17 protein-coding genes are annotated in these 14485 nt (G+C 71.4%); 5 read left to right on the top strand and 12 right to left on the bottom strand.

Annotated elements, in window-relative coordinates; genetic code table 11:
• Positions 1-29 precede the first annotated feature (29 nt).
• Complete coding sequence (locus tag OG206_RS25790; RefSeq protein WP_327122405.1) at positions 30-818, top strand: SDR family oxidoreductase; 789 nt, start codon at positions 30-32, stop codon at positions 816-818.
• Positions 819-1190: 372 nt separating this feature from the next.
• Here OG206_RS25790 and OG206_RS25785 read toward each other — a convergent pair whose 3' ends face one another.
• Positions 1191-2471, bottom strand: coding sequence for a glycosyltransferase family 4 protein (locus OG206_RS25785; protein ID WP_327120092.1), 1281 nt, complete (start codon positions 2469-2471; stop codon positions 1191-1193).
• A gap of 312 nt (positions 2472-2783) precedes the next feature.
• Between OG206_RS25785 and OG206_RS25780 the strand changes: the two genes are divergently transcribed.
• Together OG206_RS25780 and OG206_RS25775 are read left to right on the top strand one after the other, a co-directional pair.
• Positions 2784-3566: a hypothetical protein gene (locus OG206_RS25780; protein ID WP_327120090.1), complete on the top strand. Its 783-nt coding sequence runs from the start codon at positions 2784-2786 to the stop codon at positions 3564-3566.
• A 137-nt stretch (positions 3567-3703) separates the two neighbouring features.
• Positions 3704-4009, top strand: a complete 306-nt coding sequence (locus OG206_RS25775; RefSeq protein WP_327120088.1) for a hypothetical protein — start codon at positions 3704-3706, stop codon at positions 4007-4009.
• 88 nt (positions 4010-4097) lie between these two features.
• On the opposite strand, the gene der is transcribed toward OG206_RS25775, so the two are convergent.
• The 6 genes from der to OG206_RS25745 form a co-directional block, all read right to left on the bottom strand.
• Complete coding sequence (der, locus tag OG206_RS25770; RefSeq protein WP_327120086.1) at positions 4098-5567, bottom strand: ribosome biogenesis GTPase Der; 1470 nt, start codon at positions 5565-5567, stop codon at positions 4098-4100.
• Between the two features lie 63 nt (positions 5568-5630).
• Positions 5631-6290 carry a lysophospholipid acyltransferase family protein gene (locus OG206_RS25765; RefSeq protein ID WP_327120084.1) on the bottom strand — a complete coding sequence of 220 codons (660 nt, stop codon included), beginning with the start codon at positions 6288-6290 and terminating at the stop codon, positions 5631-5633.
• Positions 6287-7003, bottom strand: coding sequence for a (d)CMP kinase (gene cmk / locus OG206_RS25760; RefSeq protein WP_327120082.1), 717 nt, complete (start codon positions 7001-7003; stop codon positions 6287-6289). The genes OG206_RS25765 and cmk overlap by 4 nt, the downstream gene beginning before the upstream one ends.
• Positions 7004-7116: 113 nt before the next feature.
• Complete coding sequence (locus OG206_RS25755; RefSeq protein ID WP_327120080.1) at positions 7117-8202, bottom strand: prephenate dehydrogenase; 1086 nt, start codon at positions 8200-8202, stop codon at positions 7117-7119.
• Entirely contained in the window at positions 8199-8561 is a 363-nt protein-coding gene (aroH, locus tag OG206_RS25750; protein WP_327120078.1) for a chorismate mutase, read from the bottom strand. Before aroH ends, OG206_RS25755 begins: the two co-directional genes overlap by 4 nt.
• Positions 8562-8777: 216 nt before the next feature.
• Positions 8778-8936: a hypothetical protein gene (locus tag OG206_RS25745; RefSeq protein WP_327120076.1), complete on the bottom strand. Its 159-nt coding sequence runs from the start codon at positions 8934-8936 to the stop codon at positions 8778-8780.
• On the opposite strand from OG206_RS25745, the gene OG206_RS25740 reads away from it, so the two are divergent.
• A complete protein-coding gene (locus OG206_RS25740) occupies positions 8935-9342 on the top strand; it encodes a Rieske (2Fe-2S) protein (protein WP_327120074.1) in 408 nt (135 codons plus the stop codon). The two genes, OG206_RS25745 and OG206_RS25740, sit on opposite strands and share 2 nt — an antisense overlap.
• Positions 9343-9361: 19 nt before the next feature.
• Positions 9362-10069 carry a nucleotidyltransferase domain-containing protein gene (locus OG206_RS25735; RefSeq protein ID WP_327120072.1) on the top strand — a complete coding sequence of 236 codons (708 nt, stop codon included), beginning with the start codon at positions 9362-9364 and terminating at the stop codon, positions 10067-10069.
• Here the strand turns inward: OG206_RS25735 and OG206_RS25730 are convergent.
• From OG206_RS25730 to pnuC, 5 genes are read right to left on the bottom strand one after another with little or no spacing between them, the layout of a single operon-like run.
• Positions 10055-10894, bottom strand: a complete 840-nt coding sequence (locus OG206_RS25730) for a nucleotidyltransferase domain-containing protein (RefSeq protein ID WP_327120070.1) — start codon at positions 10892-10894, stop codon at positions 10055-10057. The two genes, OG206_RS25735 and OG206_RS25730, sit on opposite strands and share 15 nt — an antisense overlap.
• Positions 10895-10897: 3 nt before the next feature.
• Positions 10898-11920 (bottom strand): ADP-ribosylglycohydrolase family protein, encoded by a 1023-nt coding sequence (locus OG206_RS25725; protein WP_327120068.1) that lies wholly within the window; start codon positions 11918-11920, stop codon positions 10898-10900.
• The gene (locus tag OG206_RS25720; protein WP_327120066.1) at positions 11917-12660 is read right to left on the bottom strand and encodes an NUDIX hydrolase; all 744 of its coding nucleotides are present in this window, start codon (positions 12658-12660) and stop codon (positions 11917-11919) included. The genes OG206_RS25725 and OG206_RS25720 overlap by 4 nt, the downstream gene beginning before the upstream one ends.
• Positions 12657-13736, bottom strand: a complete 1080-nt coding sequence (locus tag OG206_RS25715; protein ID WP_327120064.1) for an AAA family ATPase — start codon at positions 13734-13736, stop codon at positions 12657-12659. Before OG206_RS25715 ends, OG206_RS25720 begins: the two co-directional genes overlap by 4 nt.
• Entirely contained in the window at positions 13733-14386 is a 654-nt protein-coding gene (gene pnuC, locus OG206_RS25710) for a nicotinamide riboside transporter PnuC (RefSeq protein ID WP_327120062.1), read from the bottom strand. The genes OG206_RS25715 and pnuC overlap by 4 nt, the downstream gene beginning before the upstream one ends.
• Positions 14387-14485 lie beyond the last annotated feature (99 nt).

The raw sequence follows: 14485 nt of genomic DNA, 5'->3' as shown, positions 1-14485 counted from the left end.
ACGCCACCTCGATCTTCAGTGGAGAGAAAATGTCTAGTTCAGATCGCGATCGTCTCGACGGTCGCCGGGCGCTGGTCACGGGCGGTTCGAAGGGCTCGGGCAAGGCCGTCGCAGAGAGACTGCGAGAGATGGGTGCCGAAGTCCACGTGACGGCACGAACGATGCCCGATGGGTACGAGCGCCCTGACCGCTTCATCGAAGCGGACATGTTGACGAGAGAAGGCACCAACGCCGTGGCCGATCGAATCGCAGAGGCCGGCGGCACACTCGACATCCTGGTGCACGTCGTCGGGGGGGCGTCGACACCGCCTGGCGGATTCGCGGTCATCACCGATGACCAGTGGCTCACCGAGCTGAATCTCAACCTCCTGGGAGCGGTACGGCTGGATCGAGCTCTTCTCCCGGCAATGATCGCGTCCGGGTCGGGCGTGGTGCTGCACTTCACCTCGATCCAGCGTGAGCTGCCCCTGTACGACGCGTCCTTGGCTTACGCGGCAGCGAAGGCCGCGCTGCGCACATACAGCAAGGGACTGGCCAATGAGCTCGCGCCGCGCGGCGTACGGGTCAACGCAATCAGCCCTGGCGGAATCGAGACCGAAGCCTACGAAAGGTTCGTGGACCGGATCGCCGAGGGCAACGGACTCACACGTGAAGCAGCCAAGCGGACCATCTACGACTCCCTCGGAGGTGTACCCCTTGGACGATTCGCGAACACCGAGGAAATCGCGGACCTGGTCGGGTTCCTGGTCTCGGACCGCGCCTCGGCAATCGTAGGAGCCGAGTACGTGATCGACGGCGGCACCGTCCCGACCGTCTGAGCCAGGCACCGGCTCCGAGTGGCCACTCGCGAACAGCTCGATCCGACAGCGGAACCCCCTTCTTCTTCACAGGGAGAACTCTCAGACGCCGCACGGCAGCACCGAGAAGCGCGTCGATGACGCCGTCGACGCGCTTCCGGCGCTCGCCTGGTCGTCGAGATCGCGCCACGCGGCTCCAGACCGGCTGCGCGTCCCCGTCTGCATGTTCGCGCGCTCAGGTTGACCCACCGGACGGCGGGCCCATCGGCCACGTGACATCTATCGATGACCCGTGAGCTGGGGCAGGCAGCACCCAGTTGAGTTCGATCGAGCCCGGCACGATCCCTTTGACCCGGATATGTTCGCGACCACTTACCTTCGCGGCAACCGCCATCAGTTCCGGCCCCCTCGGATCATCTCCGCCGCCCTGTCGCGCAGCGCGTACGCCCCGTCCAGGACATCACCCCTGGAACGCCGGACCGCGTTGCGCAGCGCGCGGTGCGAGCGGCCCCTCGCACCGCGCGCGGCCAGATCGGTGAAGAGTTTCTCGTGCCGCTCCGCGATGAGCGCGGGGTCGAACCGGGCGGCGGACGCGCGCGCGGCCAGGCCCATCCGTTGCCGCAGACCCCGGTCGTCGACCAGACCGAGGAGGGCCCGGGTGAAGGCCGCCGTGTCCCCCGGCGGCACCAGCCGGCCGTCCGTGCCGTCCTCGATGATCTCGGCGGGTCCGTGGGGGCAGTCCGTGGCCACGACCGGCACCCCGCAGCGCATCGCCTCGACGATGGTCATCCCGAAGGACTCGCGCTCCGACGTGACGGCCGCGATGGAGCCCTTGGGCCACTCCGCCTCCATCGGGTCGACCGAGCCCATCAGGAACACGCGCTCAGCGAGCCCGAGCTCCTCGACGAGTCCGCACAGCGGCTCCCGCTCGTTGCCGGACGCGTCACCTGCGCCGTAGATCCTCAGCCGCCAGTCGGGGCGCGCCGCCGCCACTCCGGCGAAGGCGCGGATCAGGACGTCGTAGCGCTTGACCCGGTGCAGGCGTCCCGCCGCCACGATCCACTTCGCCTCGCCGTCGGCGGGAGGCCCTGCCGGCTCGGGAACGCTGTTCGGGATGGCCTCGATCCTGACGCCGGGCAGCCGGAGCCTGCTGCGGTAGTCGCGCGCGTCGGCCTCGGTCACCGTCGTGAGCGCGTCGAACAGTCCGTAGCGGTGCCTTATCTCCCGGCGCAGCCGGTAACCGTGGCTCTCCAGGGTGAGGTGCTCCTGCCCGACGCGTACCGGGCCGCGGCGCACCTGCCTGCTGATGTGGATGTTGAGGCCCGGGCGCGTTCCGACCACGACGTCGGACTCCAGCGTCCCGAGGTGGGCGGCGATGCGCCTGTCGGTGAGCCTGCTGTACTGCCGGTACCTGCTGTCGCCGCGCGGGAAGACCGAGGCGGGTGCGGCGTGGTCGGCGTCGGCCCCCTCGTAGTCCGGGCTCGTCCTGCGCAGGTCGACGAGATGGCTCATCCGCACACCGGCAGGCGCGCCGAGCGCCGGATCGTCCCGGTGGCGGAAGACGGAGACGATCTCGACGTCGTGCTGCTCGGCCAGGGTCCTGGCGAGCGTGAAGGTAGTACGGATCGTTCCCCCGATGCCGTACGCGTTGTGGAGCAGAAATGAAATGTGCATTACGTAGTCGTTTCCCCTGATCGACTGGTCAGCTTCGGACCTTACGCGGCGTCAGGGGAGGACAAAGGATTCGCACAGAAGTCGCACAGACCCGTGACGATTCGAACGAACAGCCGTGATCTGCGGGGCGTTTCACGGAACCCGCGACTCCGGATCAGCTCCGGATCCGCTCCGTACCGCTCCGGCCGGTCACCGTGCCGGCTCGGCCGCTCAATCGCCCGTATTCGCGCGTGACCCCGGGCCCGGTACGGCCGTTGTCTCTTCATGAGCCGGGAACCGCCCGGCTCACGCCCCGAGTTCGAGGAGCCACCCGTGCCGCGCATGCTCGACGTCAGCGAGGACGTACGCGCCGAGATCGGCGATGCCGAAGCCGACAGGCTGCTCGTCGGCGACAGCGCCCCAGGCAGTTACGACTGCACCTCATGCCGAACCCCCGGCGACTCCGACCAGGAACGCACCAGCACGGTGCTGTTCGTGGGGGACGAGACCGCCGTGCTCGCCTTCGCACACGCGACCTGCATCCCCTCGCAGGTCGTCCGGGTCGCGGAGGACCAGTTGCAGGGAGCGGTGCGGTCCATCACCGGCAGCGAGCCACAGAACCCGGAGGGCCTCATGCCCGAACAGGCCGTCCTCGGCATCACCAGCGGTCTCGTCCTGATCGAGGACGACCTCCGCCCGGCGCTGGTCGTCGAACCGACCGGGCCGATCGCCCGGCCCGGGACGGACGGCAGCGGGGGCGACCAGTTCCTCCAACTGCTGCTGGAGCAGGGCTTCATGCCCACCCCGCATCTGAACCAGCTCCCCGGGGTCCTTCCCGGCTGGTCGGTCCTCCTGGCCATGGGCCAGCTGCACGCCGTGCTGCAGCCGGGCGCCGGCGGCGGCAACCCGGTCGCCTGGTGGCAGGCGCACCAGCCGCTCCAGGTCACCGAGGGCTGGCGTACCGCCGCCAGCAAGTCGCGGAGCGTCCTGGTGTTCGCCGCGCCCGCCGGTTCCATCGGCCAGCAGCCGCGCGAGGACCTCCTGCGGGACGCTCTGGACAAGGCCGCGGTCAACGGTCTCCTGGTCGCCGCGACGATGCCGCTGGCCGGGACCTGATCATGCCCCTCCCGCCCTCTCCTGCCCGCCGAACAGCGATTTCTCCGTCCGGCCCGCATCCGACGGGCGGTGAGGTCGTTGGCACCTACGTGCACTCATACGACCCTTCTCGCCACCAGCAGCCCCCGATCCCGGCCATGCGCCCGTCGCAGGAGCCCTCGGGCGGCAAGTCCCCCACCCCGATCTACGACGCCCTGTACTCCGAGTACCGGCGATCGTTCAGGGCGCTTCCGGGGGATCGCACCGGCGAGGAGAATCTCGGCTTCCGGACCTTCGGCATCGGGATGTTCGGCAGCCGTGCACCGCTGAGCGGCCGTACATCGGCGAACGCCCAGGGAAGCCACAGCGCCGGCGGCGCCAACCCGGGCTCCTGGCAGCGCGTCGGTCGGCACGCGGGGCGTGCCAGGCCAGCGGCGCTGCCGCCCGGGTCCACGGACGCGTGACGGCACGGCGAAGCCCCGGACCTCCCGCTCGACGCGGGGTCCGGGGCTTCGCCGTGCGCCCGCCGGGAACTGCCGGACGGCCCTCAGCTCACTTCTTGCGGCCACGCTTCTCGCGGACGCGTACGGAGATGTGGATCGGAGTGCCCTCGAAGCCGAACTCCTCGCGAAGACGACGCTCGACGAAGCGGCGGTAGCCGTGCTCCAGGAAGCCCGACGAGAAGAGAACGAAACGCGGGGGCTTGGTGCCCGCCTGGGTCCCGAAGAGGATGCGGGGCTGCTTGCCGCCTCGCACGGGGTGCGGGTGGGAGGCGACGATCTCGCCGAGGAAGGCGTTCAGACGGCCCGTGGGGATACGGGTCTCCCAGCCCTCGATCGCGGTCTCGATCGCCGGGACCAGCTTCTCCATGTGGCGGCCGGTCACCGCCGAGACGTTGACGCGCGGGGCCCAGGAGACCTGCGCGAGCTCCGTCTCGATCTCGCGCTCCAGGTAGTAGCGCCGTTCCTCGTCGAGGGTGTCCCACTTGTTGAAGGCGAGCACGATCGCACGCCCCGCTTCCACGGCCATCGTGACGATGCGCTGGTCCTGAACACTGATCGACTCACTGGAGTCGATCAGGATCACGGCGACCTCGGCCTTCTCCACCGCTGCCGCGGTACGCAGCGAGGCGTAATAGTCCGCGCCCTCCTGGAGGTGGACCTTCCGGCGGATGCCGGCCGTGTCGATGAACTTCCAGGTGATGCCGCCGAGCTCGATCAGCTCGTCGACCGGGTCGCGGGTGGTGCCGGCGAGCTCGTTGACGACGACGCGGTCCTCGTTGGCGACCTTGTTCAGCAGCGACGACTTGCCGACGTTCGGACGGCCGATGAGCGCGATGCGGCGCGGGCCGCCGAGCGCGTTGCCGAAGGTCTGGGCGGGCGCCTCGGGCAGGGCTTCCAGTACGGCGTCGAGCATGTCGCCGGTGCCGCGCCCGTGCAGGGAGGACACCGGGTGGGGCTGGCCGAGGCCGAGCGACCAGAGGGCGGTGGCGTCCGCCTCGCCGCTCTGTCCGTCGACCTTGTTGGCGCACAGGACGACGGGCTTCTTGGCCCGGCGCAGCAGCTTGACGACGGCCTCGTCGGTGTCGGTCGCGCCGACGGTGGCGTCGACGACGAAGACGACCGCGTCGGCGGTCGAGATCGCGTACTCGGCCTGGGCGGCGACGGAGGCGTCGAGGCCGAGCACGTCCTGCTCCCAGCCGCCGGTGTCGACGAGCTTGAAGCGGCGCCCGGCCCACTCGGCCTCGTAGGTCACCCGGTCTCGGGTGACGCCCGGCTTGTCCTGGACGACGGCCTCGCGGCGGCCGAGGATGCGGTTCACCAGGGTCGACTTGCCCACGTTCGGCCGGCCGACGACGGCGAGCACGGGAAGCGGTCCGTGACCGGCCTCACCGATCGCGCCCTCGACGTCCTCGAGGTCGAACCCCTCCTGCGCGGCGAGCTCCATGAACTCCGCGTACTCGGCGTCGCCAAGTGCTCCGTGCTCGTGGTCCGAGCCGTCGGAGTGAATCTGGTCGTTCATGAAGTCCGTTCCTCTTTGCATCATCATCGATGGGCCACGATCGCGCGGCCCACTACTCAAGTGTCACAGGCGTCCGGTGAGACGCCTGGCGTTCCCCAGGTGAGCGGTCAGCTCTGCCTGGATACGCACCGTCGCCTCGTCCAGCGCCTTCCTGGTCCGCCGCCCGCTTCCGTCGCCCGCCCGGAAGGCGTCGCCGAAGACGACGTCGACCCGGCTGCGCAGGGGAGGCAGCGCCGGTATCAGCCGTCCGCGCGCCTCCGTGCTGCCCAGGACCGCGACGGGGACGATCGGCGCCCCGCCACGCACCGCGAAGTACGCGAGTCCGGCACGGAGGGAGGCGAAGTCGCCTCCACCCCGGGTGCCCTCGGGGAAGATCCCCAGGGCCCCGCCGTCCGCCAGCACGCCAAGTGCCTGCGTGATGGCCGTGCGGTCGACGGTCGTACGGTCCACCTTCAGCTGCCCGATTCCGCGCAGGAACGGGTCGAGGGGGCCGACGAACGCCTCCTTCTTGATCAGGAAGTGGACGGGCCTGGGCGCGGTGCCCATCAGCATCGGCCCGTCGAGGTTGTGTGCGTGGTTCACCGCGAGTATGACGGGTCCCGTGGAGGGGACCCGCCACGCGCCGAGCACACGGGGCCTGAACAGCCCGTACATGAGCCCGATGCCGATACCGCGCCCGACGGCCGCTCCACGCGGCGTGGGCGCGACGGTGGCTCCGGTCACTTCGCCGCCTGCTTCTCCCCGACGAGAGTGACCACACACTCGATGACCTGCGCGAGGGTCAGCTCGGTGGTGTCCACCTCGACGGCGTCACCGGCCTTCGCCAGCGGCGAGGTCTTACGGCCGGAGTCGGCGGCGTCGCGCTTGATCAGCGCCTCCTTGGTGGCCGTCAGGTCGGAGCCCTTGACCTCACCGCTGCGGCGGGCCGCCCGCGCCTCGGGGGAGGCGGTCAGGAAGATCTTGATGTCGGCGTCGGGCAGCACGGTGGTGCCGATGTCCCGGCCCTCCACGACGATGCCGCCCTCGGCCTCGGCCGCGATAGAACGCTGCAGCTCGGTGATCCGCGCGCGCACCTCGGGTACCGCGCTGACAGCGCTGACCTGCGCGGTGACCTCCTGGGTGCGGATCGGACCGGAGGCGTCCTCTCCGTCGACGGTGATCGTCGGTGCGGACGGGTCCGTGCCCGAGACGATGACCGGCTTGGCGGAGGCCGTGGCGACCTCGACCGTGTCCCGGACGTCGATGCCGTTGTTCAGCATCCACCAGGTGATCGCGCGGTACTGGGCGCCGGTGTCCAGGTAGCGCAGGCCCAGCTGGGCCGCGACGGCCTTGGACGTGCTCGACTTGCCTGTACCGGAGGGACCGTCGATGGCGACGATCACTGCGGCCGGGGCGGTCCGGGCGGCGGCGCTTATGGTTTCCACGGTGGTGGACACCTTCCTGGTACACGGGGGCGGGCGAGCGGGCCACGGAACGGCCTCCCCCAAGGTTACCGAGTGCGCGACGCGCCTTTGTACCCGTGTGGCCGGGCACCCGTCCGGCCGGTTCGTCAGGGCCGGATCGACCAGCCGCGTTCGCTGAGTGCGGCACCCAGGGAGGGTGCCGCACTCGGCTCGACCATGAGCTGGACCAGACCTGCCTGCTGGCCGGTGGCGTGCTCGATGCGTACGTCCTCGATGTTCACCCCGGCCCGGCCCGCGTCGGCGAAGATCGCGGCCAGCTCCCCCGGCCGGTCGCTGATGAGCACGGCCACGACCTCGTACGACGCCGGGGCGGCCCCGTGCTTGCCGGGCACCCTGACCCGGCCGGCGTTGCCGCGCCGCAGGACGTCCTCGATGCCCTCGGTGCCCGAGCGGCGCTTGTCCTCGTCGGCGGACTGCAGACCGCGCAGCGCCCGGACCGTCTCCTCCAGGTCCACAGCGACCCCGGCCAGCACGTCGGCGACCGGCCCCGGGTTGGCGGAGAGGATCTCCACCCACATCCGGGGGTCGGACGCGGCGATCCTGGTGACGTCCCTGATCCCCTGCCCGCACAGGCGGACGGCGGTCTCGTCGGCCTCCTCCAGCCGGGCGGCGACCATGGAGGAGATCAGCTGCGGGGTGTGGGAGACCAGGGCGACGGCACGGTCATGGGCGTCGGCGTCCATGACGACCGGGACGGCACGGCAGAGCGCCACCAGCTCCAGGGCGAGGTTGAGGACCTCGGTGTCGGTGTCCCGGGTCGGGGTGAGGACCCAGGGGCGCCCCTCGAAGAGGTCGGCCGTGGCGGCGAGGGGGCCGGAGCGCTCCTTGCCGGCCATGGGGTGCGTGCCGATGTACGGCGCGAGGTCGACGCCGAGCGCCTCCAGCTCGCGGCGCGGGCCTCCCTTGACGCTGGCGACGTCGAGATAGGCCCGGGCCGCCCCGTCCCGCATCGCCGTGGCGAGCACGGAGGCGGTGTGGGCGGGCGGTACGGCGACGACGGCGAGGTCGACGGGTCCCTCGGGCGGCTCGTCCGTGCCGGCGCCGATGGCGGCCGCCGTGTGCGCCGAGGCGGGGTCGCGGTCGACGAGGTGCACCTGGACGCCCCGGCCCGCGAGGGCGAGGGCGGCGGAGGTCCCGACGAGGCCGGTTCCGATGACGAGGGCGGTTCTCACTGGGCGATGTCCTTGCGGAGGGCGCCGGTGGCGCCGAGGTAGACGTGGCTGATCCCCGCCTTGGAGAGATCCGTCTCGACGTGGGCCATTATGCGGACCACCCGGGGCATGGCACCGGTGATGTCGAGTTCCTGGGCACAGATCAGCGGTACGTCGACGATCCCGAGTCCCCGGGCGGCGGCCGCGGGGAAGTCGCTGTGCAGGTCGGGGGTGGCCGTGAACCAGACGCTGATCAGGTCGTCGGCGGCGATCCGGTTGCGCTCCAGGACGGCGGTGAGCAGTTCGCCCACGCGCTCGCCCATGTGACCGGCTTCGTCCCGCTCCAGCTGGACGGCTCCACGGACCGCTCGTACCGCCACGTTCGTACCCCTCGTCGTTCGTGCTGCGTGCTCTTTCAGCCTAGAGGTGCGGCGGGCCGGCCGGTCACCGCGCTCTGTCCGTGAGACGCGGCGGCGGCGTGCACGGGAGGAGCGTGCGCCGGACCTGGCCGGCGAGCTGCTCAGGCCCGGCGTCGATCCGGTCGTGGACCCAGTCGGTGAGTACGCCGGCGAACCGTCCGGCCACAGCGCTCGCGGTCAGGTCCTGGGCACTCCCCGCGCGGCCTCGACCGCCTCCCGTCCACCCACCTGGCCGTAACCGCGACGTGCCTGGCCGTAACCGCCGCCCGGTTGCTTCGCCGCCGCGCCCCGGGACGCCACGATGCCCTTCGGCGACCACCACGCGAGGAGAGACATGAACGCACGGCGAAGGACGGTCCTGGGCGCGGGGGCCGCGGCCCTGGTGACCGGCTGCGGCTCCTCAGGGGACGGGGGCGGTGGCGGGGGCGACGAGAGCCCGGCGCCCGCATCCGGCGGCGCCGAGCTGGCCCGGACCTCCGACATCCCCGTCGGCGGCGGCGCGATCTTCAAGGACCGCAAGATCGTGGTGACCCAGCCGAAGGCCGGCGACTTCAAGGCCTTCTCCGCGGTGTGCACGCATGCGGGCTGCATCGTCGCGACGGTGGCGGACGGCACCATCGACTGCCCGTGCCACGGGAGCAGGTTCGGCATCGGGGACGGGGCGGTCGAGCGGGGCCCGGCGACGCGGCCGCTGCCCCCGGAACGGATCACCGTCGAAGGCGGTACCGTCCGGCAGGCGTAGGACGCGTACCGTCTCGCCCATGATCACCCCTGAAGGCGAACGGCTCGTACGGGATCACACCGTGTACTCCTGTGTGACGGGGTCGCGCGCCTTCGGGCTGGCCACCGAGGACAGCGACACGGACCGGCGCGGGGTGTTCCTCGCGCCCACCCCTCTGTTCTGGGGATTCACCAAGCCGCCGGCCCACGTCGAGGGGCCGGGCGAGGAGCAGTTCTCGTGGGAGCTGGAACGCTTCTGCGAGCTGGCCCTCCGGGCCAACCCCAATGTGCTGGAGTGCCTGCACTCGCCGCTCGTGGAGCGGATCGACGACACGGGCCGCGAACTCCTCGCCCTCCGCGGGGCGTTCCTGTCCCTGCGCGCCCACGAGACGTATCTGCGCTACGCCCTCGGCCAGCGGCGGAAGCTGGATGCGGACGTCCGCACGCACGGCGCCCCGCGCTGGAAGCACGCCATGCACCTGCTGCGCCTGCTGGCCGCCGGGCGGGACCTGCTGCGGACGGGCGAGCTGCGGGTCGAGGTCGGGGACGCGCGTGAGTACCTGCTCGCGGTGAAGCGGGGCGAGGTCACCTGGGCCGAGGTCGAACGCCGGATGGCGCGTCTGGCCGTGGAGAACGACGAAGCGGCGGCGCGGTCCCCGCTGCCGCCCGAGCCGGACAAGGACCGCGTGGAGGCGTTCCTGATCCGGACCAGGCGGATCTCGGCGGGCGTCCGGTCAGAGCGGTCCTGACTCGCTCCCGCCGGCCGGGTTCCCGCTCAGTGGCCGGAGCAGACCGGGCTCCCCCAGCCGCACCCGGACGACGAGATCGTGCAGGGCGTCGAAACCCGACGGGGCCTCGGCGAGCCGGGACTCCGCCTGTGCCTCGTCGAGGACGGCGTGGAGCGCCTCGACGTCACGTGCGGCCGACGCGGCGTCCACCATGTGGGCCGCGCCGTGTTCGGCGCCGGCCTTCGCCTCGATCAGGGTGGGCAGGCCGGCCGGCGCGGACACCTCGCCGCTCAGGGTCGGCAGATGCGCGACCAGGGCGCCGGTGCGCATGAGGTGGATGCCGGTGAGCAGTGCCCGGAAGGTGTAGAGCAGCGGTTTCAGCTCACCCGTCCTCTCGAACAGCCGCCACTGCGTGCCGGCGAATCCCCGGTAGTGGTGGGCGTGATGACGCGTCAGCACCGCCGGGACCAGGGCCGCGAGTTCCGCGTGGAGCGGCGTGGTGTGCACCACCAGCGGCGAGAGGAGCTGCTCCAGCACGTAGCCGTTGGGCTTCAGCATGAGCCGGACGAACTTGCGGAGGTCGTGGGTGACGAGGTCCATCTCGACGCCGTCGTGGTCCCACATCCTCGACCGCGTCTCCTCCGGCTCCCGCAGGCCAACCAGGTCCTCCGGGGGCAGGACGTGGACCCCCCGCAGGTCCACGTCCGAGTCCCGCGAGGGAAAGCCGTACAGGTGTGCGCCCGAGACCGTGGCGAACAGGAGCGGGCAGGGCTCCTCGGCGAGTATCCGCGCCAGATCGATGTCCGGCAGCCCGGCCCCTCGCAGGAGCGTCGTATCCGTGTGCATGGATCAAGCGTCCCAGAGCGCGGCGAGCGACAGCAGGTCGCTGCGGTACTCGATGCGCTCCGACCACTCCTTGGGCCAGGCCCCGGCCCCCAGGTGCGCTCCGGCCAGCGCGCCTGTGAGACAGGCGATGGAGTCGGAGTCGCCCCGGGTGCAGGCCGCCCGGCGCAGGGCGGTCAGCGGTTCCTCCGGGAAGAGCAGGAAGCAGTGCAGCGCGGTGGCGAGCGCCTCCTCCGCGATCCAGCCGTCCCCGGTCCGCTCGCACGGGTCGGTCTCCGGCGAGGGGTCGCGCAGGGCGTCCTGGACGTTCGCGAGCACGGTCAGGCACTCGTCCCAGCCCCGGCTGATGAACGCCCCGGGTGAGGCGTCGTGGGTGTACCGCCACAGGTCACCGAGCCAGCGGGTGAGGTAGCGGCCTCGGCTCTCGTACGCGTAGGAGCGCAGCTGGCCCACCAGGCCGAACGGTTCGGCCCCCTGCGCGAGGAGGTACACCGCACGGGCCATCAGGTCGGAGGCCGCGAGGGCGGTGGGATGACCGTGGGTGAGGGCCGCCTGGAGCTGAGCCGCCCCGGCACGCTGTTCGTCGCTGAGTCCGGGCACGAGGCCGATGGGCGCGACGCGCATGTTGGCGCCGCAGCCCTTGGAACCGGTCCTGCTGGCCTCCTGCCAGATCCGGTCGCCCTCCAGCAGCGCACACGCCTCCAGGCAGGTACGTCCGGGAGCCCGGTTGTTGTCGGGTGAGCGGTTCCACCGGACGAACTCCTCCCGGACCGGGCCCACCATCCGCTCCGGCGTGAGAAGCCCCTGGTCCATGGCGGTGCGTATGCCGCGTCCCAGGGCGAGTGTCATCTGGGTGTCGTCGGTGACGAACGCCGGCTTCGGCAGCCGCATCTGCCGCCACGGCCCGCACTTCGCGAGGATGGACGGCACGTCGTTGAACTCGGCGGGGAAGCCCAGGGCGTCACCGAGCGCGAGCCCGGTCAGGGCGCCCGTGGCCGCCTGCTTGGTGGATGTTCTCATAGGGATCATGATGTCCGTCCTTCCGGGCGTCCTTCCGGGCGCAGCAGTGGTGGGTGCAGGGCGGTGGCGGCACCCGCCCGGTAGAGGGCGGCCGGTTTCCCCCGTCCGCCGGTGCGGCGCGGCGGTCCTTCCACGGCTTGGACGAAGCCGGGCGTGGTGAGGACCTTGCGCCGGAAGTTGGGCCGGTCGAGCCCGACGCCCCAGACCGTCTCGTAGACCTGCTGGAGCTCGCCGAGGGTGAACTCGGCGGGGCAGAACGCGGTGGCCAGGCAGGAGTACTCGAGCTTGGCGCCGATCCGTTCGTGCGCGTCGGCCAGGATGCGGTCGTGGTCGAAGGCGAGCGGCCCGGTGCTTCCCGCGTCCCACCAGCGCGCGTGCGCGGCGTCACCGCCGCCGCGTGGCTCCGGCAGGTCGGGGATGAGCGCGGCGTACGCGACGGAGACGACCCGCATCCTGGGGTCGCGGTCCGGGTCGCTGTAGGTGCGCAGCTGCTCCAGGTGCAGGGCGCGCACGGTGTGCCGGGTGAGGCCGGTCTCCTCGGCGAGTTCGCGGCGGGCCGCCACCTCGGCGGACTCGCGCGGCAGGACGAAGCCGCCGGGCAGCGCCCACCGGCCCTTGTACGGTTCTCCGCCGCGTTCCACGAGCAGGACGTGCAGCCGCCCTTCGCGGACGGTGAAGACCGCGAGGTCGACGGTGACCGCGAAGGGGGTGAAGGCGTGGGGGTCGTACCCCTCGGGCACGGTGGTCATCGTCGCTCCGGCAGGGGTTCGGTGAAGTGCCATCCGGTGGCCAGAAGTCCGTCGACGGCGGCGACGGCGGCGTCGAGCCGTGCCTGGCGGCTCCCGGTGATCTCGACGAACGTCCGTCCGGTCCGTGTGAGTTCGGCGCGAAAGCGTTCGGTCATCCAGGGCCGCAGTTCCTCGCAGTCCCGGAGGCCGTCGTCCTCGAAGGCGACGCCCTCGTGGTCGGTGAGCAGCCAGAGGTGGTGGGTGACCCGGTCGGCGGTCTTCTCGACGAGCGGGTTGCGGCCGCCGACGTAGCGCTCGTGCCAGACGGTGGTGGCGAAGGAATCGGTGTCGCAGATGAGTACCGGCGACCCGACGCGCGCGGCTGCCTCCTCCCGCGCGTTCTGGGTCTCGGCGATGAGAGGGAAGTCGTCGGTGGTGAAGCTGACGTCCTCCCACCGGGCGCCGGGCCACCGGCCGCGCAGTGCGGCGAGCTTCGCCTCGCTGAACTCGCGCCCGTACTCGGCGACGTATCCCGTCCGGGCCCAGGTGCCGCCGCGGCTGCGGTAGTGCTCGGCGAGGGCCAGGGCCAGGGTGGTGGTGCCGGTGGACTCGGCGCCCAGGACGACGACCCGGCGGGCGAGCGCGGCCCGCACGGGCGGCTCCAGGTAGTCCCAGCAGCCGGCCGGGTCGGCGCGTACCGCGGTGCCCGACACGGGGAACAGGGTGCGGCCGGGGTCGACGAGGACGGATTCCGCCCCGAAGCGGCGTGCCAGTTCCGCACCGTAGGTCTCCGACGAGAAGACGGCGTCTATCCGTTCGGGTACGGCGGCGGTGAACACCGCCATGTGCGCGTCCCAGACCGCGGTGTCGTTCAGGTCCATGGGGATGTCGTCGACGGTGCCCACCACCCGGGCGTCGGGGTGCGCCTCCCGCATCCAGGCGACCCGGTCGGCGAGCGGTACGGATTCGACGGAGGCGGCGCAGACCAGGACGGTGAGCCGCTCGCAACGGTCCCGGGCGGTGCGGACGAGGTGGTGGTGGCCGGCGTGCGGCGGATAGAACTTGCCGAGGACCAGGCCGTGTCCGTGGCGCTTCATACCGGCACCACGGCGCCGTCGCGCCGGCCCGCCGCCAGGTCGCGGTTCCAGTTGCGCAGCCCGATGAGGCAGAGCGTGAGGAAGCCGAGGTAGAGCAGGGAGGTGAGGTAGAGCTCCTTGTACGCGTACAGCGGGATGTACACCAGGTCGGCGGCGATCCACAGCCACCAGGACTCGGCGCGCTTGCGGCACTGTCCGTACGTCGCCATGAGCGAGAGGGAGGTCGTCAGGGCGTCCCAGAACGGCACGGTCGAATCCGTGACCCGGGACAGCAGCAGGGTGAGGCCGAGGGTCGTCACCGCCCCCGCCGCGAGCAGCCAGGCCCATTCGGTGCGGGTGGTGCTCCGCACCGCCAGGACGGACGTCCCCGGTCCACCCCCGTGGGTCCAGGTCCACCAGCCGTACGCGGCGAGGGCGATGAAGACGATCTGCAGGCCGGCGTCGGCGTACAGACCGGACTGGGCGAACAGCACGATGAAGAACAGGTTGTTGGCGATGCCGACCGGCCAGTTGGCGAGGTGCTGACGGGCGACGAGCCACACGCACAGCGCGCCGCTGCCGAAGCCCAGCACCTCGGTCCAGCTGACCGGGGTGTCCAGGACCGTCACCAGGGGCTGTTGCAGGGGTTCGAGTACGTCCGCGAGCGTCACGCCGCCCTCCTTCTTTAATGGTCACCGTGACTATAAAGAAGAATCCCTGACAGCAAAAGGCCCGCAGCCGGTTCCGGTTCGAAAAGTGAACGAGGAACC

It is taken from the genome of Streptomyces sp. NBC_01341 (assembly GCF_035946055.1).
GTDB lineage: Bacteria > Actinomycetota > Actinomycetes > Streptomycetales > Streptomycetaceae > Streptomyces.
Note: the sequence above shows the minus strand (reverse complement) of the source record. Positions and strands in the feature narration are given on the sequence as shown.

Bases quoted from the DNA above. Each gene is read 5' to 3' on its own strand.
- OG206_RS25775 (WP_327120088.1), top strand. From the start codon at position 3,704: ATGCGCCCGTCGCAGGAGCCCTCGGGCGGCAAGTCCCCCACCCCGATC.
- OG206_RS25730 (WP_327120070.1), bottom strand. From the start codon at position 10,894: ATGCACACGGATACGACGCTCCTGCGAGGGGCCGGGCTGCCGGACATC.
- OG206_RS25725 (WP_327120068.1), bottom strand. From the start codon at position 11,920: ATGATCCCTATGAGAACATCCACCAAGCAGGCGGCCACGGGCGCCCTG.
- OG206_RS25735 (WP_327120072.1), top strand. From the start codon at position 9,362: ATGATCACCCCTGAAGGCGAACGGCTCGTACGGGATCACACCGTGTAC.
- OG206_RS25720 (WP_327120066.1), bottom strand. From the start codon at position 12,660: ATGACCACCGTGCCCGAGGGGTACGACCCCCACGCCTTCACCCCCTTC.
- OG206_RS25740 (WP_327120074.1), top strand. From the start codon at position 8,935: ATGAACGCACGGCGAAGGACGGTCCTGGGCGCGGGGGCCGCGGCCCTG.
- OG206_RS25785 (WP_327120092.1), bottom strand. From the start codon at position 2,471: ATGCACATTTCATTTCTGCTCCACAACGCGTACGGCATCGGGGGAACG.
- OG206_RS25790 (WP_327122405.1), top strand. From the start codon at position 30: ATGTCTAGTTCAGATCGCGATCGTCTCGACGGTCGCCGGGCGCTGGTC.
- OG206_RS25715 (WP_327120064.1), bottom strand. From the start codon at position 13,736: ATGAAGCGCCACGGACACGGCCTGGTCCTCGGCAAGTTCTATCCGCCG.
- der (WP_327120086.1), bottom strand. From the start codon at position 5,567: ATGAACGACCAGATTCACTCCGACGGCTCGGACCACGAGCACGGAGCA.
- OG206_RS25745 (WP_327120076.1), bottom strand. From the start codon at position 8,936: ATGTCTCTCCTCGCGTGGTGGTCGCCGAAGGGCATCGTGGCGTCCCGG.